A 22,068-nucleotide genomic window follows, 5' to 3' on the forward strand; every position below is an offset into this window, starting at 1 on the left:
GGAGGCTTGCTCCCGCGAATATCTTCACCCAACATCGCTTATCAACGCAAGAGGCCAGCCAATGTCAGAGATCCTACACATCATCGTCTTGGCGGCCGGAGCCTCTTCCAGAATGGCCCCGAGAGACAAGCTTTTAGAGAATGTTGGCGGTCAGCCCTTACTTGCGCGGATCACGCGTTTTGCGCTGGAAACCACTTGCCCGGTTACAGTTGTCTTACCTACAGATCGCCCGCTTCGGAATGCCGCTATTGCTGGGCTTCCGGTTCAGAGGGTCTTCGCGGAAAAGGCGCGAGACGGAATGGCCGAAAGTATCAAGGCAGGTGTTGGTGCCACCCCGGATAGCGCTTCGCTCTTGCTTGTTCTTGCAGATCTTCCAGAGATTGACCTTCAGGACTTTGAAACCATGATTTCTGCTTGGAAATCAGACCCATCTGCAATTTTTCAAGGTTGTAGCGCCACCGGGATACCGGGCCATCCAGTGATCATCCCGGCCCACCTTCGCTCTAACCTTCAGGATCTTACCGGCGATATCGGTGCGAAACCTGTTTTGAAAGCTCATCAGACAATTGTCCGACAGGTTCCGCTTCCCACCGATCACGCAATTACCGACCTGGATACGCCCGAGGCGTGGGATATTTGGCGGAAGTCACAGGCGATGGTTTCAGGCGCCAAAGGCGCCTGACAATCAGGCCACCATCAGCACCCGCACTTCATGCTTTTTCAGTGAGGGGCGAGCGGCGGAATAGCTGACTGGGTTGCTGGCCAGTTCAGGGAACAATTCAATCAGTTCTTCACGCTGGGCATCTCTCATTCCAGAAAGCACCGCTGCGCCTGGCTGAAAGCTTTCCGACCAGCATCCGTCGGAATGAATGATTTCATGCTGGTCGAACATGACATGGATATAGCTGACCCCATGCGTCAGCTTTTGCTCAATTCCTGAACGCCCCGCCAAATGCGCAGCGGCGATAAGGACTTCGCGTTCACCGAACAGCATTTCCGCCCGCGCTCCCTCGAAAAGCATGCGGTGTTGCGGTGAGACTAGCATGTCACGGTCTGGCGATGCGTTGCCCATCGCCCCAGCCTTGATGGAAACTGGACGCAATGATGGACGCAAGAGTAGCTCTGCAAAACTTAGATCGCGCCGACCAACCCAGCGGATTGGTTGCAAACCGTTGTCACGTGTCAGAACCAAATCGCCTACTTCCAAAGACTCAACCGGTCTTGCTCCAAACGCGGTAAGGATTTGCGTACCCGGCGTAAAGCAAGGCACAACCGTCTCGATATCCGTGAATGTCAGGGTGCCGACGACGAGACCATTGCTGTCCAAGAACTCAACCGTACCGTTTTCGCGGTTGTTCGGATCAAAGATGATATTGGTGTTGGCCTTGCCCCAGGCGGTCAGGTCAAGCGTGTCTTCGTCGAGGCCAGTTCCACCACCGGTGACAGTATCGCCCAAACCGCCGATGATCGTATCCTGATCGGCGCCACCATCTATGAAATCCGGTCCGTCGCCGCCATCCAGAATGTCGGCACCGTTGCCACCGTAAAGCGTATCGAATCCGTCATCGCCGAAAAGAAGATCGTTGCCGTCTTCTCCGGAAATCTGATCGTCATCGGCGCCGCCATAGACCGTGTCGGCGTCAGAACCGGTCCAGATCGTATCATTCCCAGTTCCACCGAAGACCTGATCAAAACCTGTGTATTGCTGGCCACTTATGTCGTCGATAAGGTCATTGCCATCGCCACCATAGATCGTGTCGTTGCCAATGCCATATGCGATGGTGTCATTTCCGGTTCCCCCATAGATCAGATCGTTACCGTCGCCCGAGTCGATCCAGTCTGCGCCGTCGTCGCCCGACAGGGAGTCGTCGCCAAGACCGCCATAAAGGCCGTCATTGCCGGCGTCACCGATAAGGCTGTCATTGCCCGCGTCGCCATACAGCTGGTCAAACCCGATCCCGCCCACCAGCGTATCGTTGTCATCTCCACCATAAAGCGAGTCGTCTCCGTCACCGCCGTTAAGGCTGTCGTTGCCCGCGTCGCCGTATAAGGTATCGTTCCCCAGATCGCCGTTCAGCGTATCAAGGCCGAGCCCGCCATAGAGAAGGTCGTTGTCCGAACCGCCGGACAAAAGATCATTGTCCGCGCCACCATAGAGGCTATCGAGGCCGATACCGCCATAAAGGCTGTCATTGCCCGCATCGCCAACCAGACTGTCATCACCGGCATCGCCGAAGAGTTGGTCAAGACCGATTCCTCCGACCAAGGTGTCATTGTCGTCACCGCCGTACAGCGAGTCGTCGCCATCACCGCCATTCAGGCTATCTTTGCCCGCTTCGCCAAACAGGGTGTCGTTGCCCAGATCGCCATTCAGCGTATCAAGGCCAAGCCCACCATAAAGAAGGTCGTTGTCGGAACCACCGGACAAAAGATCGTTGTCCGCGCCACCATAGAGGCTGTCTGAGCCGACACCGCCATAAAGGCTGTCATTGCCAGCATCGCCAACCAGACTGTCATTGCCAGCATCGCCGAAAAGTTGGTCAAGGCCGATACCGCCGACAAGCGTGTCGTTTCCATCCCCGCCGTAAAGCGTGTCGTCGCCATCGTCGCCATAAAGCGTATCAAGACCTGCGCCACCATAGATCAGGTCATTTTCGGACCCACCATACGCAAGGTCATTGTCAGTCCCGCCAAATAGGCTATCCAGCCCTACCCCACCATAGAGGCTGTCATTTCCGACATCGCCAATGAGGCTGTCATTGCCGGCATCACCGTAAAGCAGGTCGTTGCCTGCTTCACCATTTACCTGATCGTTACCGTTCCCACCGTAGACGGTGTCGTTGCCAACGCCGGAAAAAACCGTGTCATTGCCGTCTCGGGCCAATACATAGTCGTCGTTGGCACCCACGCCCACGCCGCCATCGCCATTGTCGATCCGATCGGTGCCGCTCACCAATGGCTCGACATAAGACGCATTGATCAGGTCCGCCCCTGCCGTGCCATCAACGATCGCGTTGTCAAAACCGGTCATCAATCGGTCTGAAGTCAGACCAGAGAAGGTGTCTCCATTGACACTGTCCAACCGGATCGAGACGATTGGCATGGCCTCTTGGGCCGCTGTGTCCGGGTTCGACGAAAACTCTGGCGCAAGAAAGAACTGGCCCGTTGTGGATTGCACAACGACGGCGGTAATGACCGCTGTAGTGCCGTTGGCATAGGTGATCGTCGCATTATAGATCGCGGTCGCGTCCATCGTATAGGTGACGGGGCCGCTTCCGATATTCGTGGTGAATTGATCATTCACCACGCTGTTGTTCATATCCAAGGCGGTTGCGTTGCCGCCATTGTTGATCGTTGTGACTGACGTAATCGAGTTATAAAGCGGAGAGCCGGTTGACCCATAGGTCTGGCCAACGAAAAGGTTGGCGTTTTCGGCAACATCATTGCCCTCGGTCGGATCAAGAGCCGTCGTAACGGTTCCAAGGTAGATCCAATTGAATGTTGTCGGCATTTCTCGCCCTTACCCAGTCAACTTGTCACGCATACTGAAAGCCGAAGCTTCAGACCGAAGGGAATAAGGCCGAGGCACTGGCAAACAGCATGACACAACAGCGCGGCGCATCATCCATGCGCGCGACTTTACGTCAGACCATGTGTCGGCCCTGAATACGTGCATGACGCGCAACCCATCCTTCCGATTTTGGCTGAATCACACCAGATGGAGACTTAAGTTTGGCCGACCTGCGGAGAATTGTGGCAATGGCAAGGCCAATTTTGTTCAAACTTTCTTCGAAGTCATAATTCTGACAAAAAACGAAGGGGCCCCAGAGGACCCCTTCGCCTTCGGATCAAACCCGTTTGGATTTAACCCCGCTGCATAACTCATTGTTATCGGACGAGAAGTCTTGCCTCGTGGCGCTTCAGCGTCTTGCGTGCGGCTTGAAAAGCCTCCAAACCAACCTCGGTCTTCAACTCGGGGAAGAGTTCAAAAATCTCGTTCCGCTGAGAGTTGCCAAGCCCCTTCAGCGAGTAATCGCCGGGCTGGAAGCTTTCGGTCCAGGCACCATTCGAAAGCACAACTTCGTGCTGATCGAACATGAAGTGGATATAGGTCGTTCCGACCGAGTCCACCTGATGCACGCCCGTGCCGCCAATAAGATGCTTGGCTGCAACCAGCACTTCGTGTTCGTCGAAGTACAGCGCAGTCCTGTCATTGGCGACCAGCAAGCGGTGGTTCGGTGACAGCATCATGTCGCGCTCGGGCAAACCGTTGCCAAGGCTGCCGGCCTTGACGAGCACAGGACGCAGATGCGGGTTGGCGGCGAAATCGTGCCATCCCATCTGGCGTGCCCCGGCCCAACGGATTTCCTGAATGCCGTTATCGCGGGTAATCACCTTGTCACCGACACGCAGGTTCTCGACAGCCACTTCGCCGCGCGGCGTGGCGATCATCGTGCCCGGAGTGAAGCAGACGATGTTTTCGATGTTGGTGAAGGTCGATGTGCCGATGACGTTTCCGCCAGCGTCAAGGAATTCCACCGTACCGTCAAAACCATTGCCGTCAGAGTCGGTCACAAGGTTAGTGATCCGGTGCGGGCCCGAATTCCGCAGATCCAGCACGTCTTGGTCAGAGGCTTCGCCGTTGCCGCCACCATAGACCAAGTCGCCCGCACCTGCGCCGACGATCGTATCTTCATCCTGTCCGCCATAGACGACATCAACTTCGCCATCCGGTGCACTGCCGGTGCCAGCGTCCAGCAGGTCGCGGCCCCAATCACCCATCAGAGTGTCAGCACCCTCGCCGCCCGACAGCGTGTCGTTGTTGACGCCACCATCAAGAGAGTCGTTGCCGACCCCACCAGACAAATTGTCGTCGCCATCCGCACCAATTAACGTATCGCTGCCTTCGTCACCGGTGATGGTGTCGTTGCCCAACCCGCCATCCAAGGTGTCGTCGCCGGCGTCGCCATGCAGCTCGTCATTGCCGCCGTTGCCTTGGACCGAGTCATTGCCAGTGCCACCATAAGCCGTATCGGACCCGTCGCCGCCAATGATCTCGTCATTATCGACACCGCCATAGATCAGGTCGTCGCCCTGATCACCGCTGATGGTATCATCATCGTCCATGCCATAGATGGTGTCGTTCCCGAACCCACCAACGATGCTGTCGGCATTGTTCATGGGACGCAGGTCGCCACCGTCGTTCGGGATGTTGATGATATCCGGGAAGGACAGATCAAGGCCACCGAAGATCAGGTCATTGCCGCGACCACCGTCAATGTAGTCGTTGCCTTCCGAACCGATGATCGTGTCGAAGCCCGAATTGCCATAGAGCGAGTCGTCATCGAAACCGCCGTCGATATAGTCGTTGCCGTTGCGGCCAAAAACGCGGTCCGCATCGTCACCCGTAAAGACGGTGTCGTTCCCGTCGCCACCATAGACGGTATCAAGGTCGTTCGTCGGATCAGTATCGGCACCGTAAAGGCCCGGATAATCAATATCGGGCAGCGGGTTTGGTCCACGCGTGTCGATGAAGTCGTCTCCGTCTTCGCCAAACACGATGTCCTGGCCATCGCCCGTCAGAATGGTGTCGTTACCTTCGCCGCCATGAACGCTTTCCGAACCGTCACCGCCAAAGACCTCATCATCGCCAGAACCGGCGTGAATGGTGTCATCGTCAGCACCCGCAAGGATGGTGTCGTTGCCGTCGCCAGCAACGATGCTGTCTGCATCCGGGCTATGACCCGGAAGGATTGCATCACCAGCGTCAACCATGTCGCCATCTGTCGGGTCGACATAGGTAGCGTCGATTAGATCGTCACCGGCGGTACCACTGACAACACCATCACGGCCCGTCCCGCCAACCGTAACAACAACCTGACCAACGTCAGAAACCGTGCCATCGGTCACGGTGTAGGTGACGACAGCAGTTCCGACAAAGCCGGGATTTGGCGTGAAGTTGATCGTGCCATCCGGATTGACCGTCACCGTTCCGTCCGGCGATGTTGGCGTTCCGTCCAACGTCAGCGTGTCGCCGTCTACGTCAAGATCGTTGGACAGGACGTCAATCGTCACCATCGTATCAATCGGTGTCGAAGCAGCGTCGTCAATTGCCTCAGGCGCGTCATTCACCGGGTTAACGGTCACTGCAACCGTGGTGGTCGAGGTGTTCCCGTCCGGATCCGTCACGGTGTAAGTGATGGTGTCCGGCCCGTTATAATGCATGAACGGTGAATAGGTGATCGTGCCATCCGAGTTGAGTGTCACTTCCCCATGCTCGGCCGTGGCAGAAGTCACGACCAAGGGCTGACCATCTGGATCGGTGTCATTGGCAAGAACGTCAATGGTCGGATCGGTGTCTTCGTCCGTAACCAACGTGTCCGGGTTCGCCGTCGGCGTGCCATCGGTTGGAACAATCACGTTTTCGATCTCGATGAAGGTCATCGAGCCAACAACGGCACCACCAGCATCGAGGAATTCGACTGTACCATTTTCGGCATTTGCCGGATCAAATGTGACCCGAACCGGGCCTGCTCCACGCAGATCAAGCGTATCATAGTCGTCACCGGTTTCGCCGCCCTCGACCACATCGCCTGCGGTCACTGCGGTAAAGACATCCCTGTCACCGCCGCCATACATACTGTCGGCACCATGGCCACCGATAATCGCATCGTTGCCAGCGTCGCCAGTGATCATGTCATCGTCGATGCCGCCATCCAGAACGTCATCGCCCAGACCGCCAGACAGCGTGTCGTCGTCATCACCACCATAGACCGAGTCATTGCCCATGCCGCCGACCAGTAGGTCACGGTTGTTGTCGGTATCGGGATCGACGTCATCGGTCAGGTGTGTCGGGTCTGTGGCATCCAGACGTGTGCCGCCATAGATGACGTCATCGCCCAGATCACCCGTAACCGTGTCATTGCCCTCACCGGCCTGGATGGTGTCATTGCCATCATTGCCCTGAACGCTGTCATTGTCGTCACCCGACTCAACAAAGTCATTGCCGCCACCAGAAACGATGACATCGCGATCATCGCCAGTGAAGATCGTGTCATTGCCTTCCCCTGCCGAAACCGTGTCCTGATCATCAGCTGGGTCCGTATCAGCGCCGTAAAGCCCAGGGAAAGCCAAATCCGGCGAGGGAGTTGCCCCCGGCGCCCGCGTGTCAATGAAGTCATTGCCAGCACCACCTGTCACCAGATCGTTGCCAGCCCCGGTGTTTATCGTGTCGTTACCGTCAAGGCCTTCGGCAACATCATCCCCGTCACCGCCGTCAATAACGTCATTGCCAAGACCACCATTAAGCAGGTCATCGCTTTCTCCTCCGAAAACAGTGTCGTCGTCCTGACCGCCATAAAGAGAGTCATTTCCATCCTCACCGAAAATGAGGTCATTGCCGGTGTCGCCGGTCGCAAAGTCATTGCCGACGCCGGCATAAACAACATCATCGCCGCCAGCGGCTGTGATTTCGTCATCGCCAAGCAGCGAAAAGACAGTGTCATTCCCAGCCCCGGCCAAAACGATGTCGTCCTGGGGCGCTTCGCCGGGCAACAAGGCATCCAGATTGTCGATCATGTCGCCTTCCGGGTCGCCGGTGTAGGCCAGATCAATCAGGTCATCGCCAGAGGTACCCTCAACCAGACCATCACCGGCTGGCGGAGGAGGTGGGTTGTCGACCGTATCGGAAATAGAGAGATACTCGACCAAGCCTTTGAAATGGTCGTCCATATTCGCAAGCGATCCGGCAGGCGACTGGTCCTGTCCTGCCCCGATCACCCAGTTCTGGTTGATCGCACCCATGTCCATGGTCAAGGTGTTCGGCACGTCATCTTCGTAAAGCGCGCCCGTGGTCAGGTTTTCAATCTGGAGATAGCCACCGTCGCCACCGAAATCCCAGGAATAGGTGACCTTCAGTTCATCTCCCGGCGCGTAAAAGCCAGTCGGAGTAGCGAATGTTTCAGATCCTGTTGGCGTCTCATGCGTAATCTGCACCACGCCATCGGGCAATGTCTCGATCTGGTAACCACCTGCTGTGGTCCCCGAACTATCACGTGACAAGACCGTTTCAGTATCGCTGACGTTGCGGGTCGGATCGACTGTAAACTGGATTTCCAATGTACCCGTATTAAGCTGAAACACTGGCGAAGAGGCGATCTTTACAATGTCGTCGATGCCGTCAAGCACGGCCTGATCACCGTTTGAAACAGCTCCGTTAAAATAAAATCCGTTCTGCGCACCGTCTCCAGTCGCACTGTCGAGAGCTTCTGACGTCGTGTCATTCAGATTATAGAGTGCGAACACCGGCATCTTCAGTTCCTCATAGCAGCTGAGAGGCGGTTACCGCTTCTCATAAAGACCACTTCGCGCCCGACATGGGCACAAGTTTCGGCACTGATTTCCGGTGATCTCGGGGACCGGAAGCTTCGCGCCGCACGGCCTGCCGCTTGAAAGACAAAGAAAAGCTGTCCGGTAAAATAAACCGGCTAAGCACAAGGCTATACCACCCAAAAGAATGGGCTACTTAGCTATCCCTATCTTGGTGCTTGGCAGCACACTGTCACAAGACGACCGCCCCCACGGCCAAATGTCTCACCCAGTAAGACAATTGGATATTTACCTGTCCTTAAGGCTGATAGGAAGTAAAAAACGGCTACAATCTGGCATCCATTTGTATGTATGCCTCACTTTTGACTAGTTCTTGACACCGCAAGGTTGCAAGGCCGAGGTCAATTGTCAGCGCATTTGAAACAGGCATTTCGGCTGAAATCACCAACATTTCATACGAAAAGAACGGATGAAATGGCATCTGAGATGAAATCTGAATCAACTTCGGCGTTTTAAAAATGCAAGATTTGGAAACAATCCTCGGCTGTAGCCGCGCGTTAACTCAGCTTCTAATCTTTGAACTGAAACGACTGGAATCTCGTCACGTTCCGTTCCGATATCGGAACCAATCGCGGGAATTATGCCGTTTTGTCGAAAGATGGCGGTGGTGACGGGCCCCAGTTCGAATCAAAGGGCAATCCCTGCGCCATTGATTCGCCACTTATCACAACCATTTACGGGGCTTTGGTACCCAAGGTCGGACTCGAACCGACATGCCTTGCGGCGGCGGATTTTGAATCCGCTGCGTCTACCATTCCGCCACTTGGGCCCACGCCGGCGGTTTAGCCGCAGGGCGCGGGCGCGTCAACTGCTCTCAGCACTGCTTTAGAGGTCGTCCGTCGAAAAGGTATCACAATCGCTCAATTGGCCGGATCCAAGACCGGTCACAAACCACCGCGCGCGCTGTTCCGAGGTGCCGTGCGTGAAGGTATGTGGCATGGGGCGTTGTCCAGACGCCCTCTGCAACGTATCGTCGCCGATTTGCCGGGCGGCATTCACCGCCTCTTCGATATCGCCCCGGTCGATTGACCCAAAGGCCTGCGCGGCTCTGCGCGCCCAGATCCCCGAAAGGCAATCCGCCTGCAGCTCGATGCGAACCGAAATCGCGTTGCTTTCCGCTTCGCTGACTTGGGAGCGAATCTGATTGGCCTTACTCAAAATTCCCAACTCGTTCTGCACGTGATGCGCAATTTCATGGGCGACTACATAGGCGGCGGCAAAATCGCCCTTGGCACCCAATCGCTTTTCGAGCGTCACGAAGAAATCGGTATCCAGATAAGCCTTCTTGTCTGTCGGGCAGTAGAACGGCCCGGTGGCCCCGCTTGCACCGCCGCAAGGGCTTTGGGTGGCCCCGGTGAATAGGACCAGCTTTGCTGGCTGGTAGGCTCGCCCAACCTGCTCGCGGAACACATCCGCCCAGATTTCTTCGGTATCGGCCAAGGTAACAGAAACGAACTCGCCAGCAGCCCGATCAGCCTCTGTAATTTCCCGCGACTCGACAGGCTGCGAAATGCCGCCATCCTGCAACAAGGGAGTTACGTCTATGCCAAGGAAATATCCGATGATCAGGAGAGCGACCATCCCTACCCCGCCGACAGCCGCGCCACCGCGAGAAGTTTGGCCACGCCTGTCTTCGATATTCCGACTGCCCCGACGTCCACGCCAATCCATCACTACCCCCAAAAAGCAATCACAGTTTCTTTAACCTACTTTAGCGCCCTTGGTTCCGCCAGCGTCCTTGACCTTGACATTGCCACATGATGCAAGACCACATCTACTTAGAACAGGAGGGTCGGAAATGATCCGTTCGCTTTACGATTGGACGATCCGGCTGGCCGAACATCCGCGCGCGCTTTTGGCACTCGCCGTGGTATCCTTTGTCGAAAGCTCGTTCTTCCCAATCCCACCCGACATTCTGATGATCCCGATGATCCTTGCCGCACCGCATCGCGCCTTTCTGATCGCGGCTGTAGCGACGATCAGTTCGGTGATTGGAGGAATGTTCGGGTATTGGATCGGTGCAGTGCTGTTCGAGCAGGTTGGCCTGCCTGTGCTGGAATTCTACGGCAAGACCGACAACTTTGAGGTCTTCAGCCAAGCCTATAACGATTGGGGTGCTTGGGCGGTGCTGATCGCCGGGGTGACGCCCTTCCCCTATAAGGTCGTGACGATCCTGTCCGGCAGCACGGGTCTGAACCTTGTTGTCTTCACCGTTGCGTCGATCATTGCCCGGGGGCTGCGCTTCTTCATCGTGGCAGCTTTGCTTTGGAAGTTTGGCCAGCCGATCCGCGATTTCATCGAACGTCGGCTGGGACTGATGTTCACAATCTTCATGGGGCTGCTTTTGGGCGGCTTCCTATTGTTGAAGGCCTTCGGATGAACCAGATTACGCCACGTCTCCTTGTCGCCCTTGCCGGGCTTGGGTCTGTAGCCCTGCTGGGCGGAGCCTTTGCCTTCCAATACATCGGCGGGCTTGCCCCCTGCACGCTGTGTCTTTGGCAACGCTGGCCTCATGCGGCAGCGATCGTGATCATGATTGTTGCCTTGATGTGGAAGCCCATTCGCTGGCTTGCGGTTCTGGGGGCTTTGGCTGCGTTGACCACGGCGGGTATTGGTGTCTTCCACGTTGGGGTCGAACAGGGCTGGTGGGAGGGTCTGACCTCGTGCTCTGGCGGGTCCATTTCCGGGATCAGTGTTGATGATTTGCTGAACCCCAACGCGAATGTGGCGGCCCCTATTCGGTGCGATGAGATCGCCTGGTCGATGTTCGGAATCTCGATGGCCGGATGGAATGTGATCGCATCTCTTGGCTTTGCGGCCATCTGGGCAATGACATTCACAAAGCTGCGGGCATTGAAGACGAACTGAAATTGCGGAGCATCGGCTGACCTGCAGGTCAGCCGAAGATGAAATTGTCCGCGCTCAGATCATTCGCCTCGACTCCCAGAAGAACGATGGATGTCCCTCTCATATTGATCCAGACGTCGTCCCCGTGCTGGCTGATCTGAAGATCATCGAAGCTCGAGACACGGCTGCCAGCCGAGATCACGATGTGATCTACCCCCACTTCGAAATCAACAATCGTGTCGCGACCGCCTTTACGGGCAAAGACAAAATCATCTGCCCCTTCACCACCAGAGAGCGTATCACGACCGGCCCCTCCGGCAATCGTATCATCGCCAAGCGACCCACTCAGAACATCCGCGCCAGCGTATCCGAGCAGGATATCATCGCCCAAATAGCCTTCGATCCGGTCGTCCCCATCCCCTCCTCTGATCGAGTCATCGCCCCGACTGCCCGCGATCTCGATGACTTCGAAGTTGGTGATGTTGAGCCTACTGCCATCCAAAGTTATCGCCATCGGGTTGTGGCGGGACGTATCGACACGAATGGCGACAGGACCTGCATTCGCGCTGAAATCGAGATAGACAGTGTCCTCACCATCGCCACCATCGATCGTGTCAGACTGCGAGGGACCCACCACATAGACATAATCGTCGCCGGACCCGGCATTGACTTGGTCGTCGCCGAAACCTGTGGAAATAAAGTCATCGCCGCCTGCAGTGTCAATTCGGTCATCGCCGCTGCCGCCATAGACATTTTCCTGCTGGTTGGTTCCCCGAAAGCTGTTTCGACCACCGAAAAATTCGACAGAGTGTACTTGCTCGATGCCCTGCACATCCAATGTCTGGTGGTTTACCCTCATCAAGATCGTACCGTCGGCATTCTCTCGCAGGTCAACACTCACATCAGACATGCCATAAAAGGAAATGTGCATGGCATCAAAGCCTAAGCCGCCGTCGATATGGTCGCCGCTTGTCAAACCGTTCACGAAGATAAGATCATCGCCATCCCCTGAATTGGCGTGGTCGTCTCCTGCGCCTAGGTCGATGACGTCATCACCACCGTTCGACGACACAGAGTCATCGCCATTGCCGACGAAGATATATTCGCCTGTGCTCGCGCCGACGACTGTATCGTCCCCACCGCCTGTGGAGATATAGACGACAAAATCCTCGCCTAAGACAACCGCGGTTTCTCCATTCACAATCAGGGAAAGCGTGTTGTTCGTCTGCTCCCGCAATTCGACATTCAGTTTCGTTCCTGGCGCACTGAGTCCGTAGAGCGAAAGATCGACGTATGTCAGCCCAGCCCCACCATCTACGACCAATCCCGACTGGACAGTCGTTAGGGCAAAGTAGTCATCGTCGGCTCCGCCATATAGGTGGTCCATGCCGCCTTCGTAAAAGAAGTAATCAAATCCGTCTCCACCATAAACGTCATCATTTCCGGCACCGCCAAACAGCGCGTCATCTCCTGCGCCGCCATAGATCTGGTCATCGTCGCCCAAACCTCGGACAGTATCATCGCCGCCAAGAGCAAAAATCTGGTCTGAAAATTCAGTGCCAATAAGGTGATCATTCTGATCAGTACCGGTAATGAGGCCCGGCATCTTGTCCTCCCCCAAAGAGTTCAATCCGGGTAGGTTGTGCCTGATTATCCGTTGTGTCCATAAAATTCTTGGAAAGGCTGTATTGGACACCTTTCAATCCCGGTCCCAAGAGGGCCGAACTTGACGATTACCTGATCATTCCAAGGAAAATGGTGGGTCGTGAGAGACTCGAACTCCCGACATCCTCGGTGTAAACGAGGCGCTCTACCAACTGAGCTAACGACCCGACGGCGCATCAGATAACCGCTTGTCGCGAAGCGCACAAGGGCTGATCGACATTCAAAAAAGAAAAGACGCGCCAAAATTGGGGCGCGTCTTTTTGGAATAATGGTGGGCGATAACGGATTTGAACCGCTGACATCTTCGATGTGAACGAAGCGCTCTACCGCTGAGCTAATCGCCCGATGGCGGGTCTCTTAGACCGCTTCTTCCGCCTCTGCAAGAGCCTCTTTCGGCTCTTTTTTCTTGGCGGCGCCCGCACCGCGAACCTTCAGAGTCATCAACGAAAGCCCGTTCTTATCCATCGACCGCGCGATACGCACACGACCAACGCCCGGCAGATTCAACTCTTCGCCCTTGACCAACGCTGCACCCAATTGTTCCAGCGTTGCCTCGACGACTGTCTTGGCGTCCTTCTTCTTTGCCCCTGTCGCATCTACCACGCGCGTGATGAGTTCGCGCAGCTTAAGAGCGCCCGCTTTTCCGCCTTCTTCCGCGGCTGTGCCTTCTTCTTCAGATGCATCGGCCTTGACCACCTCAGCGGCCTTTTCCGGAACAGCGCGCTGCTTTGGCGCAGGAATACCCTTTGGGCCAGATTTTGCAGCAGATTTCGACGACATGAAACACTCCCTCACAACAGCGCCTGTTACGCTTTCCAAAAAGATTATCGCTTGGACAGAGACAATACCATGAAAAAGCAGGGGGTTGAGCCGCCATTTGTTACGTTTGCGACAACAATTTCGTATAGGGAGACCTGCCCTTGGATATGGAAAAGGCGCGCCCGTAGCGCGCCTTTCCAAGAATTTCAGACCCCAGAACCTTAATGTGCGACGAGACTTGCCGCCTCGCCACCGCCTTTGCGTGCAGCGGCCGCAGCTTCTTCAGCAGCCTCATCCCATTCAACAGGCTCGGGCTTTCGCACCAGAGCATGTTCCAGCACTTCACGGACATGGGTGACGGGTATGATCGTCAGACCTTCTTTCACGTTGTCCGGGATCTCGGCCAGATCCTTTTCGTTTTCCTGCGGGATCAGAACAGTCTTGATCCCACCGCGCAGCGCAGCCAGCAGCTTTTCCTTCAGGCCGCCGATCGCAGTGGCATTACCGCGCAGGGTCACTTCCCCCGTCATGGCAATGTCTTTGCGAACCGGAATGCCCGTCAGGACCGAAACGATCGCCGTAACCATGGCAAGACCTGCCGATGGGCCATCCTTGGGTGTTGCGCCGTCTGGAACGTGGACGTGGATGTCCAGCGTTTCAAACTTTGGCGGTTTCACCCCGAGCTGAGGGCTGATGGACCGAACATAGCTGGAAGCAGCGTCGATGGATTCCTTCATCACCTCGCCCAGCTTGCCTGTGGTCTTCATGCGGCCCTTGCCCGGAAGCTTCAACGCTTCGATGTGCAAGAGATCGCCGCCCACGCTGGTCCAGGCGAGCCCGGTGACGACGCCCACCTGATCTTCCTTTTCGGCCAGACCATAGCGGTGACGTTGAACGCCCAGATATTCCTCGACCTTTTCCGGGTCGACCGAGACGGACTTGGTCTTGCCCTTCAAGATGTCGGTCACGGCCTTACGAGCGATTTTCGCGATTTCGCGCTCAAGGTTCCGCACACCTGCTTCGCGGGTGTAGTAGCGGATGACATGGGTCAGCGCCTCGTCCGATACGGTGAATTCGCCCTTTTTCAGACCGTTCGCCTCAACCTGCTTTGGCAGCAGGTGCTTTTTCGCGATTTCGCGCTTTTCATCCTCGGTATAGCCAGCCAGCGGAATGATCTCCATCCGGTCCATCAGCGGGCCCGGCATGTTGTAGCTGTTGGCCGTGGTCAGGAACATCACGTTCGAGAGGTCATATTCCACCTCCAGATAGTGATCGACGAAAGTGCCGTTCTGTTCCGGGTCAAGCACCTCAAGAAGGGCCGATGCCGGATCGCCGCGGAAATCCTGCCCCATCTTGTCGATTTCATCGAGCAATATCAGAGGGTTGGTGGTTTTCGCCTTTTTCAATGACTGGATGATTTTGCCAGGCATCGAGCCGATATAGGTCCGACGGTGGCCACGGATTTCAGATTCGTCTCGCACGCCACCCAGCGAGATGCGGATGAATTCGCGCCCCGTGGCCTTTGCGACCGACCGACCCAGCGATGTCTTACCCACGCCTGGAGGGCCGACGAGGCACATGATCGGGCCCTTTAGCTTGGCCGAGCGGGCCTGCACTGCAAGGTATTCGACAATCCGTTCCTTGACCTTTTCAAGGCCGTGGTGATCGGCATCCAGAATGGTCAGCGCGCGGCCAAGGTCCTTCTTTACCTTCGATTTCACGCCCCACGGAACGCCCAGCAGCCAATCCAGATAATTGCGCACGACGGTCGCCTCGGCGCTCATCGGGCTCATGGATTTCAGTTTCTTGACTTCCGCATCGGCCTTTTCGCGGGCCTCTTTCGAGAGCTTGGTATTGGCGATGCGCTCTTCCAGCTCGGTGACCTCGTTCTGGCCTTCCTCGCCGTCGCCCAGCTCGCGCTGGATCGCCTTCATCTGTTCGTTCAGGTAATATTCGCGCTGCGTCTTCTCCATCTGGGATTTGACGCGGCTTTTGATCTTCTTTTCCACCTGAAGGACGCTCATCTCGCCCTGCATGTGGCCATAGACCTTTTCCAGACGTTCCGAGACATCCAGCGTTTCCAGAAGACCCTGCTTCTGGCCCACTTCTATGCCAAGGTGACCCGAGACGAGGTCAGCCAGACGTGCAGGTTCACGCGCTTCGGCCACGGCCGACAGCGCCTCTTCAGGAATGTTCTTCTTGATCTTGGCGTATTTCTCGAACTCATCGGCCACGGCGCGCAGCATGGCGTCGATGGCGGTCTTGTCGCCCAAGGTTTCCGTTAACACAGTGGCGCTGGCCTCGAAAAAGGCCGGGTTGTCGATGAATTCAGTGATCTTGACGCGGGTCTTACCTTCGACCAGCACCTTGACTGTGCCATCGGGAAGTTTCAGCAATTGCAGCACGTTGGCCAGAACGCCCACGCGGTAGATACCGTCGCTTCCGGGGTCGTCGACCGAGGGATCGATCTGGCTGGAGAGCAGGATCTGTTTATCGTCCTGCATCACCTCTTCCAGCGCCCGCACGGATTTTTCGCGACCGACAAACAGCGGCACGATCATGTGCGGGAAGACCACGATATCGCGCAGCGGCAATACGGGGTAGCTGGGGGCAAGCTGTTCGCTCATTTGCGTATCCTTTCTCGGCAGGAAAGCCACGGCCCCGATCATCGGCAGCAACTCGGCTTTCCCCTGTTCGCCCCCTATATCTGGGGGGGCATCTGGGGCAAGTCAACCAGTGCCATGATCATGCCGGAGCGACCTACCACCGTCATCATGTGATTGTGACCTTCCCCGCAGGCAGCTGCAAGGGCGCATGAAGATTTAAGCCACGCCCACAGGGGCAGAGAACAGCCATTGGGGAGGCTTTGCCCAAAAATTTCGCCCCCTCGGCAAAAGAGGCAGCGGCGATCAGAGCGGTTCTATATCACCTTCGGCGCGTTTCGCGTGGAAATCGTTCACGAAGGCATCAAGCTGAGACCCCGCAATCGCGTCGCGAAGGCCCTGCATCAGTTCCTGATAGTAATGCAGGTTGTGCCATGTCAGCAGCATGCCTGAGATCATTTCCTGGGCGCGGAAGACGTGGTGCAGATAGGCACGCGAGTAATTCCGGCAGGCGGGACAGGTGCAGTTTTCGTCCAAGGGGCGCGGGTCGTCCTGATGGCGGGCGTTCTTGATGTTGACCTGACCACGGCGGGTCCAGGCCTGACCGGTGCGGCCTGATCGGCTGGGCAGAACGCAGTCCATCATATCAATCCCGCGCTGAACTGCGCCGACAATGTCATCTGGCTTGCCCACGCCCATCAGGTAGCGCGGCTTGTCCTGCGGCAGGAAATCCGGGGCATAGTCGAGGACGGAGAACATGATCTCTTGCCCCTCGCCCACCGCAAGGCCGCCCACGGCATAGCCATCAAAGCCGATATCGACCAAGGCACCCGCCGATTCCTCTCGCAAATCACGGTTATCGCCGCCTTGCATGATGCCGAACAGGGCATGGCCCGGACGGTCGCCAAAGGCATCGCGCGAGCGTTGCGCCCAGCGCATCGACAGGCGCATGGAGGTGGCGAGGGTCTTTTCATCGGCGGGCAGCGCGGGGCATTCGTCAAAGCACATGACGATGTCTGAGCCGAGGAGCTTTTGAATCTCCATGCTGCGTTCCGGGGTCAGCATGTGTTTGGAACCGTCAATATGGCTGGAAAACCGCACGCCCTCTTCGGTGAGCTTGCGCAATGACGCCAAGGACATGACCTGAAAGCCGCCGGAATCGGTCAGGATCGGGCGGTCCCAGTTCATGAATTTGTGCAGGCCACCCAGATTGGCGATGCGCTCCGCCGTGGGGCGCAGCATCAGGTGATAGGTGTTGCCCAGCAAAATGTCGGCGCCTGTCGCGCGGACGCTTTCAGGCATCATCGCCTTGACGGTGGCGGCAGTGCCAACGGGCATGAAGGCAGGCGTGCGAATGTCGCCGCGCGTGGTGTGGATCACCCCCGTGCGCGCCTTGCCATCGACTGCTTTCAGTTCAAACCCGAAACCCTGTGCCATTGCCCGTTCCTGCCTGTCTCTCAAACGAACAGGGGGCGGCGTGATGCCACCCCCTGCCCCAATTTCGTTCGCGAAAGGATCAGTCCTTGGCGCGTTCAACGTAAGAGTTGTCTTCCGTGTTGATCACGATGCGGGTGCCCGGCCCGATATGCGGCGGCACCATCACGCGCAGGCCCGAATCCGTCATGGCGGGCTTGTAGGAAGACGAAGCGGTCTGGCCTTTGACGACCGGCTCGGTCTCGGTGATTTCCACGGTGATCTTTTGCGGGAATTCGATGGCCAGCGGAACGCCTTCATGCGTCTTGAGCCAGCAAGTCATGCCTTCCTGAAGGTAGACCTTGCCGTCGCCGATCACGTCTTCGGAAACGGCCAGCTGCTCGTAGGTTTCCGGCTCCATGAAGTGGTAGCCTTCGCCATCGGCGTAAAGGTAGTTGTAGGCGCGTTCGTCAACGTTGGCCTTTTCCACCTGTTCGGTGGTCCGCCAGCGTTCCGACACCTTCACGCCATCGACGATGCGACGCATGTCGACTTGGGTCACAGGAGTGCCCTTGCCGGGGTGGATGTTCTGGGCGGTGAGCACGGCATAAAGGCGGCCGTCCATTTCGACGACATTGCCCTTGCGCAGCGAGGAGGCGATGACTTTGACCATTGTTGACCTTGCAGTTATTGGAAAGGCAGCCTAAGCGCCGCCCCATTGGCCCCGCGCCTAACCGATCCGCGCGCGAATTTCCACCCCTATTGCACCGCTCACTGTCAAAGGCCCTGCAAATGTCGACCGATACCCCGTTCTGGTCCGCCGCCCGCCACGCTGATCGCCGCCCTGTTTTGATGGCACGGGGGCGGATACAGGCGGCCATTCGTACATGGCTGGCCGAGCGTGACTTTACCGAGGTAGACCCGGCGGCCTTGCAGATCAGCCCTGGCAATGAGGCGCATTTGCACGGCTTTGCAACGACCGCGATCGGCAATGATGGGCAGCCGCGGACGATGTATCTGCATACAAGCCCAGAGTTTGCGATGAAAAAGCTGCTGGCTGCGGGGGAGGTGCGCATTCACGCCTTTGCGCATGTCTGGCGCAACCGCGAGCGCGGTGCGTTGCACAGCCCGGAATTCACCATGCTGGAATGGTATCGCGTGGGCGAAGATTACACCGAACTGATGACGGACTGCGCGGCCTTCTTGCAGCTGGCTGCAAAAGCAGCGGGTGCCAAGGAATTCCGGTTCCGCGAGGCGGTTTGTGATCCCTTTGCCGAACCAGATCGGCTTTCGGTGGCCGAAGCGTTTCAGCGTTATGCCGGGATTGATCTTTTGGCGACCCTTGGCGCGAATGGCGTGCCCGATGGGGTCAAGCTGGCCGCGCAGATGCAGGCGCAGGGCATTCGCCATGCGTCAGATGATACTTGGTCAGACATGCTCAGCCGCATTCTGGTGGAAAAGGTGGAACCGCATCTGGGCCATGGTCGGCCCACGGTGCTGGACCGCTATCCTGTGGCCGAGGCAGCACTTGCCCGCCCCTGCCCCGATGATCCGCGTGTGGCCGAGAGGTTCGAGCTTTATGCCTGCGGCGTGGAACTCGCCAATGGCTTTGGCGAATTGACGAACCCTGAAGAACAACGTCGTCGCTTTGCCTCAGAGATGGATGAAAAGCAGCGGGTTTATGGCGAGCGCTATCCCGTGGATGAGGATTTTCTGGCAGCCCTCGCCCATATGCCGCCAGCAAGCGGCATTGCCCTTGGTTTTGATCGTCTGGTTATGCTGGCGACGGGTGCGCCGCGCATCGACGATGTGATCTGGACGCCCGTCGCTTAGAGCCTTTCCAGCACAGCACGGAGGGCGCGCACGGCCAGACGGTGATCTTCGACCTGCGGCAGTCCAGAAACGGTCAGGCAGGCGACCATCCCAACGCCCGCCACAGATATCGGAACCGCGCCGCCGTGATCTGCATAATCCTCGCCGGACAGCCCGTGTTTCGCGAGGCTCTCGCCCTTTTCGCGGTTCCGCGTGCCTACAAGAAGCGATGCCTCTTGAAAGAGAAGGCAGGTTGCCGACTTTCGCTGAACCCATTTGTCGTTCAGCGCCGCCGATCCCGGCAAAGCCGCGTGGAAAAACATCCGGTTCGCATTGCGGATATCTGCCACGACGGGCAAGCCCGCGTCGATGGCCATTTCAACAACCGCCGTGCCCAGCAGATAGGCCGTGGTTTCGTCAAACCGGGGAAAGACCAGCTCCGCCGCCTCGGCCATCAATGACGCGCTGTCTGGTCCCTGCCCCATGATTTCCCTCTGACTTACGTTATGGCCCCAATGCCGCGCAGAATGATGGTTTTAACGCTGTCCTTCACTTCGCGCCATTGCTTGTCGCTAAGGGGCTTTCCGGCGTTCAGGGTTTCGATCTGATGACCGAAATCGGCATAATGCTGGGTCGTGGCCCAGATCATGTAAAGCAGATGGCGCGGGTTCACGGGGGCCATCTTGCCGTCATCCACCCAACGCTGGATCGCGTTGATACGTCCCTCGGTCCATTCGCGCAGCGTGGTCTCCAGATAGTCCTGAATGACCGGCGCGCCGTGCATGACCTCACTGGCCCAGACCTTGGATCCAAAAGGGTGGTGACGCGAAATCTCTAGCTTGGCGTCGATATAAGCCCCGATCCCTTCGGCCGGATCTGCGGCTGTGTCAAAAGTGTCGGCCGCATGAAGCCAGATTTCAAAAATATTGCTAACAACCTGACGGTACAGGTCCTCTTTCGTGGCAAAGTAGTAGTGCAGGTTCGCCTTTGGCAGACCTGCCATATCGGCGATCAGTTGCATGGTCGCGCCACCAAAGCCCGCCTCGGCAAAGACCTTTTCGGCGGCTTCCAAGATCATACGCTCATTTTCGCGCCGAATTTCGGTGCGTTTGCCCTTTGATATGCGTGAAACTTGGGCGTTCTCGTTCATCAGACCTGTGAAAACTTGTTGACCGGTTGGTCAGGTTGTGTTGCGCTGTAACTTGACCATACGGTCAGAAATCGAGTCGGCGCAAGGCCGACGGAAAGGGGTGCAAAAGATGCCCCAGAACACAGGGAGAGCCAGCTGATGCCAGCACCCGGAGAAAACCTCCGCATCAATTCTGCACGGCTGTGGGACAGCCTGATGGAGATGGCTAAGATCGGGCCGGGCATTGCAGGCGGCTGCAACCGCCAGACCTTGACCGATGCAGATAGCGAAGGCCGCCATCTGTTCAAGTCTTGGTGTGAAGCGGCCGGAATGACGATGGGTGTCGACACAATGGGCAATATGTTCATGACCCGCCCCGGCACCGACCCGGACGCCCTGCCCGTCTATATGGGCAGCCATCTGGACACCCAGCCCACGGGCGGGAAATACGATGGCGTCCTTGGCGTATTGGGTGCTTTGGAAGTGGTGCGGACGATGAACGATATGGGGGTGAAGACCAAGCACCCGATCGTCGTGACCAATTGGACGAATGAGGAAGGTGCCCGCTTCGCCCCTGCCATGCTGGCCAGCGGTGTGTTCGCGGGCATTCATTCGCAGGATTACGCCTACGGCCGCACTGACATGGACGGACTGAAATTCGGCGACGAATTGAAGCGGATCGGCTGGGTGGGCGACGAAACGGTTGGCGCGCGCAAGATGCATGCGATGCTGGAGCTGCATATCGAACAAGGCCCGATCCTTGAGGCCGAGGGTAAAGAGATTGGCGTTGTGACCCATGGGCAGGGTCTCTGGTGGCTGGAGATCACGCTGACCGGCAAGGACGCCCATACCGGATCAACTCCGATGAACATGCGGGTCAATGCGGGGCTGGGAATGGCGCGGATTACTGAACGTGTGCACCAGATCGCGATGAGCCATCAGCCGAATGCCGTGGGCGCCGTGGGTCAGGTCAAGGTCTTTCCGAATTCACGCAATGTGATCCCCGGCAAGGTGGTCTTCACCGTGGATATCCGCAGCCCGGAACAGGGCAAGCTGGATGCGATGCGCGCCGAGGTGGAACGCGCGGCCCATGCGGTGGCCAAGGAGTTGGGCTTGGGCTGCGAGATCGAGGCTGTGGGGCATTTCGATCCCGTGACCTTTGATCCGGGGCTAGTGAAGATCGTCCGGCAAGCCGCTGAAAAGCTGAAATATTCGCACATGGATATCGTGTCAGGCGCAGGCCATGACGCCTGCTGGATCAACAAGCTTTATCCGACCGTGATGATCATGTGCCCCTGCGTGGACGGGCTTTCGCATAATGAGACCGAAGAGATTTCCCCGGAATGGGCTGCGGCAGGAACGGACGTTCTGCTGCATGCCTGCCTTGAGGTGGCAGAGGTGGTTGCGTGAGGACCCCCGGGATATTTAAAGACAGAAAATGACAGGGAGTAG

Annotated in this window: 15 protein-coding genes and 3 tRNA genes; 5 read left to right on the plus strand and 13 right to left on the minus strand. The window is 57.2% G+C overall.

The window, feature by feature from the left end; all coding sequences use genetic code 11:
• Window positions 1-61: 61 nt before the first annotated feature.
• Complete coding sequence (locus ACSBLW_RS05585; RefSeq protein ID WP_435259245.1) at window positions 62-682, plus strand: nucleotidyltransferase family protein; 621 nt, start codon at window positions 62-64, stop codon at window positions 680-682.
• 3 nt (window positions 683-685) lie between these two features.
• On the opposite strand, the gene ACSBLW_RS05590 is transcribed toward ACSBLW_RS05585, so the two are convergent.
• The 4 genes from ACSBLW_RS05590 to ypfJ form a co-directional block, all read right to left on the minus strand.
• Window positions 686-3,511, minus strand: a complete 2,826-nt coding sequence (locus tag ACSBLW_RS05590) for a Hint domain-containing protein (protein ID WP_435259246.1) — start codon at window positions 3,509-3,511, stop codon at window positions 686-688.
• Window positions 3,512-3,888: 377 nt separating this feature from the next.
• Window positions 3,889-8,310: a Hint domain-containing protein gene (locus ACSBLW_RS05595; protein WP_435259247.1), complete on the minus strand. Its 4,422-nt coding sequence runs from the start codon at window positions 8,308-8,310 to the stop codon at window positions 3,889-3,891.
• 763 nt (window positions 8,311-9,073) lie between these two features.
• Window positions 9,074-9,157: transfer RNA gene (locus ACSBLW_RS05600), tRNA-Leu, on the minus strand.
• Between the two features lie 56 nt (window positions 9,158-9,213).
• Window positions 9,214-10,059: a KPN_02809 family neutral zinc metallopeptidase gene (gene ypfJ, locus ACSBLW_RS05605; RefSeq protein WP_435259248.1), complete on the minus strand. Its 846-nt coding sequence runs from the start codon at window positions 10,057-10,059 to the stop codon at window positions 9,214-9,216.
• Between the two features lie 127 nt (window positions 10,060-10,186).
• Here ypfJ and ACSBLW_RS05610 point away from each other — a divergent pair, with 127 nt between their 5' ends.
• Together ACSBLW_RS05610 and ACSBLW_RS05615 are read left to right on the plus strand one after the other, a co-directional pair.
• Window positions 10,187-10,768, plus strand: coding sequence for a YqaA family protein (locus ACSBLW_RS05610; protein WP_435259249.1), 582 nt, complete (start codon window positions 10,187-10,189; stop codon window positions 10,766-10,768).
• Window positions 10,769-10,773: 5 nt separating this feature from the next.
• Window positions 10,774-11,256: a disulfide bond formation protein B gene (locus ACSBLW_RS05615; RefSeq protein WP_435260050.1), complete on the plus strand. Its 483-nt coding sequence runs from the start codon at window positions 10,774-10,776 to the stop codon at window positions 11,254-11,256.
• 28 nt (window positions 11,257-11,284) lie between these two features.
• Here the strand turns inward: ACSBLW_RS05615 and ACSBLW_RS05620 are convergent, their stop codons facing one another.
• The 7 genes from ACSBLW_RS05620 to efp all read right to left on the minus strand — a co-directional run bounded on the left by ACSBLW_RS05620 (window position 11,285) and on the right by efp (window position 18,348).
• A complete protein-coding gene (locus ACSBLW_RS05620; RefSeq protein ID WP_435259250.1) occupies window positions 11,285-12,841 on the minus strand; it encodes a calcium-binding protein in 1,557 nt (518 codons plus the stop codon).
• 150 nt (window positions 12,842-12,991) lie between these two features.
• Window positions 12,992-13,067: transfer RNA gene (locus ACSBLW_RS05625), tRNA-Val, on the minus strand.
• 102 nt (window positions 13,068-13,169) lie between these two features.
• Window positions 13,170-13,244: transfer RNA gene (locus tag ACSBLW_RS05630), tRNA-Val, on the minus strand.
• A gap of 13 nt (window positions 13,245-13,257) precedes the next feature.
• Window positions 13,258-13,680, minus strand: coding sequence for an HU family DNA-binding protein (locus ACSBLW_RS05635; protein ID WP_435259251.1), 423 nt, complete (start codon window positions 13,678-13,680; stop codon window positions 13,258-13,260).
• A 200-nt stretch (window positions 13,681-13,880) separates the two neighbouring features.
• The gene (gene lon / locus ACSBLW_RS05640) at window positions 13,881-16,286 is read right to left on the minus strand and encodes an endopeptidase La (protein WP_435259252.1); all 2,406 of its coding nucleotides are present in this window, start codon (window positions 16,284-16,286) and stop codon (window positions 13,881-13,883) included.
• Window positions 16,287-16,568: 282 nt separating this feature from the next.
• Window positions 16,569-17,699, minus strand: coding sequence for a tRNA guanosine(34) transglycosylase Tgt (tgt, locus tag ACSBLW_RS05645; RefSeq protein ID WP_435259253.1), 1,131 nt, complete (start codon window positions 17,697-17,699; stop codon window positions 16,569-16,571).
• Window positions 17,700-17,778: 79 nt separating this feature from the next.
• On the minus strand, window positions 17,779-18,348 hold the full coding sequence (efp, locus tag ACSBLW_RS05650) for an elongation factor P (RefSeq protein WP_435259254.1): 570 nt from the start codon (window positions 18,346-18,348) through the stop codon (window positions 17,779-17,781).
• A 119-nt stretch (window positions 18,349-18,467) separates the two neighbouring features.
• Here efp and epmA point away from each other — a divergent pair, with 119 nt between their 5' ends.
• A complete protein-coding gene (gene epmA / locus ACSBLW_RS05655) occupies window positions 18,468-19,508 on the plus strand; it encodes an EF-P lysine aminoacylase EpmA (RefSeq protein WP_435259255.1) in 1,041 nt (346 codons plus the stop codon).
• Here epmA and ACSBLW_RS05660 read toward each other — a convergent pair.
• Both ACSBLW_RS05660 and ACSBLW_RS05665 read right to left on the minus strand, forming a co-directional pair.
• Window positions 19,505-19,972 (minus strand): heme-degrading domain-containing protein, encoded by a 468-nt coding sequence (locus tag ACSBLW_RS05660; protein ID WP_435259256.1) that lies wholly within the window; start codon window positions 19,970-19,972, stop codon window positions 19,505-19,507. The two genes, epmA and ACSBLW_RS05660, sit on opposite strands and share 4 nt — an antisense overlap.
• Before the next feature lie 14 nt (window positions 19,973-19,986).
• Window positions 19,987-20,637 carry a TetR family transcriptional regulator C-terminal domain-containing protein gene (locus ACSBLW_RS05665; protein ID WP_435259257.1) on the minus strand — a complete coding sequence of 217 codons (651 nt, stop codon included), beginning with the start codon at window positions 20,635-20,637 and terminating at the stop codon, window positions 19,987-19,989.
• Window positions 20,638-20,775: 138 nt separating this feature from the next.
• Between ACSBLW_RS05665 and ACSBLW_RS05670 the strand changes: the two genes are divergently transcribed.
• Window positions 20,776-22,026: a Zn-dependent hydrolase gene (locus ACSBLW_RS05670; protein ID WP_435259258.1), complete on the plus strand. Its 1,251-nt coding sequence runs from the start codon at window positions 20,776-20,778 to the stop codon at window positions 22,024-22,026.
• The last annotated feature ends 42 nt before the right edge of the window (window positions 22,027-22,068 follow it).

This window comes from Thioclava sp. FR2 (assembly GCF_051200875.1).
Classification (GTDB): domain Bacteria; phylum Pseudomonadota; class Alphaproteobacteria; order Rhodobacterales; family Rhodobacteraceae; genus Pseudotabrizicola.

What these genes read in the sequence shown, in the direction of transcription:
- tgt (WP_435259253.1), bottom strand. Translation starts at nt 17,699, where the DNA reads ATGGCACAGGGTTTCGGGTTTGAACTGAAAGCAGTCGATGGCAAGGCG.
- efp (WP_435259254.1), bottom strand. Translation starts at nt 18,348, where the DNA reads ATGGTCAAAGTCATCGCCTCCTCGCTGCGCAAGGGCAATGTCGTCGAA.
- ACSBLW_RS05665 (WP_435259257.1), bottom strand. Translation starts at nt 20,637, where the DNA reads ATGAACGAGAACGCCCAAGTTTCACGCATATCAAAGGGCAAACGCACC.
- ACSBLW_RS05670 (WP_435259258.1), top strand. Translation starts at nt 20,776, where the DNA reads ATGCCAGCACCCGGAGAAAACCTCCGCATCAATTCTGCACGGCTGTGG.
- ACSBLW_RS05595 (WP_435259247.1), bottom strand. Translation starts at nt 8,310, where the DNA reads ATGCCGGTGTTCGCACTCTATAATCTGAATGACACGACGTCAGAAGCT.
- ACSBLW_RS05585 (WP_435259245.1), top strand. Translation starts at nt 62, where the DNA reads ATGTCAGAGATCCTACACATCATCGTCTTGGCGGCCGGAGCCTCTTCC.
- lon (WP_435259252.1), bottom strand. Translation starts at nt 16,286, where the DNA reads ATGAGCGAACAGCTTGCCCCCAGCTACCCCGTATTGCCGCTGCGCGAT.
- ACSBLW_RS05610 (WP_435259249.1), top strand. Translation starts at nt 10,187, where the DNA reads ATGATCCGTTCGCTTTACGATTGGACGATCCGGCTGGCCGAACATCCG.
- epmA (WP_435259255.1), top strand. Translation starts at nt 18,468, where the DNA reads ATGTCGACCGATACCCCGTTCTGGTCCGCCGCCCGCCACGCTGATCGC.
- ACSBLW_RS05590 (WP_435259246.1), bottom strand. Translation starts at nt 3,511, where the DNA reads ATGCCGACAACATTCAATTGGATCTACCTTGGAACCGTTACGACGGCT.
- ypfJ (WP_435259248.1), bottom strand. Translation starts at nt 10,059, where the DNA reads ATGGATTGGCGTGGACGTCGGGGCAGTCGGAATATCGAAGACAGGCGT.
- ACSBLW_RS05635 (WP_435259251.1), bottom strand. Translation starts at nt 13,680, where the DNA reads ATGTCGTCGAAATCTGCTGCAAAATCTGGCCCAAAGGGTATTCCTGCG.
- ACSBLW_RS05660 (WP_435259256.1), bottom strand. Translation starts at nt 19,972, where the DNA reads ATGGGGCAGGGACCAGACAGCGCGTCATTGATGGCCGAGGCGGCGGAG.
- ACSBLW_RS05620 (WP_435259250.1), bottom strand. Translation starts at nt 12,841, where the DNA reads ATGCCGGGCCTCATTACCGGTACTGATCAGAATGATCACCTTATTGGC.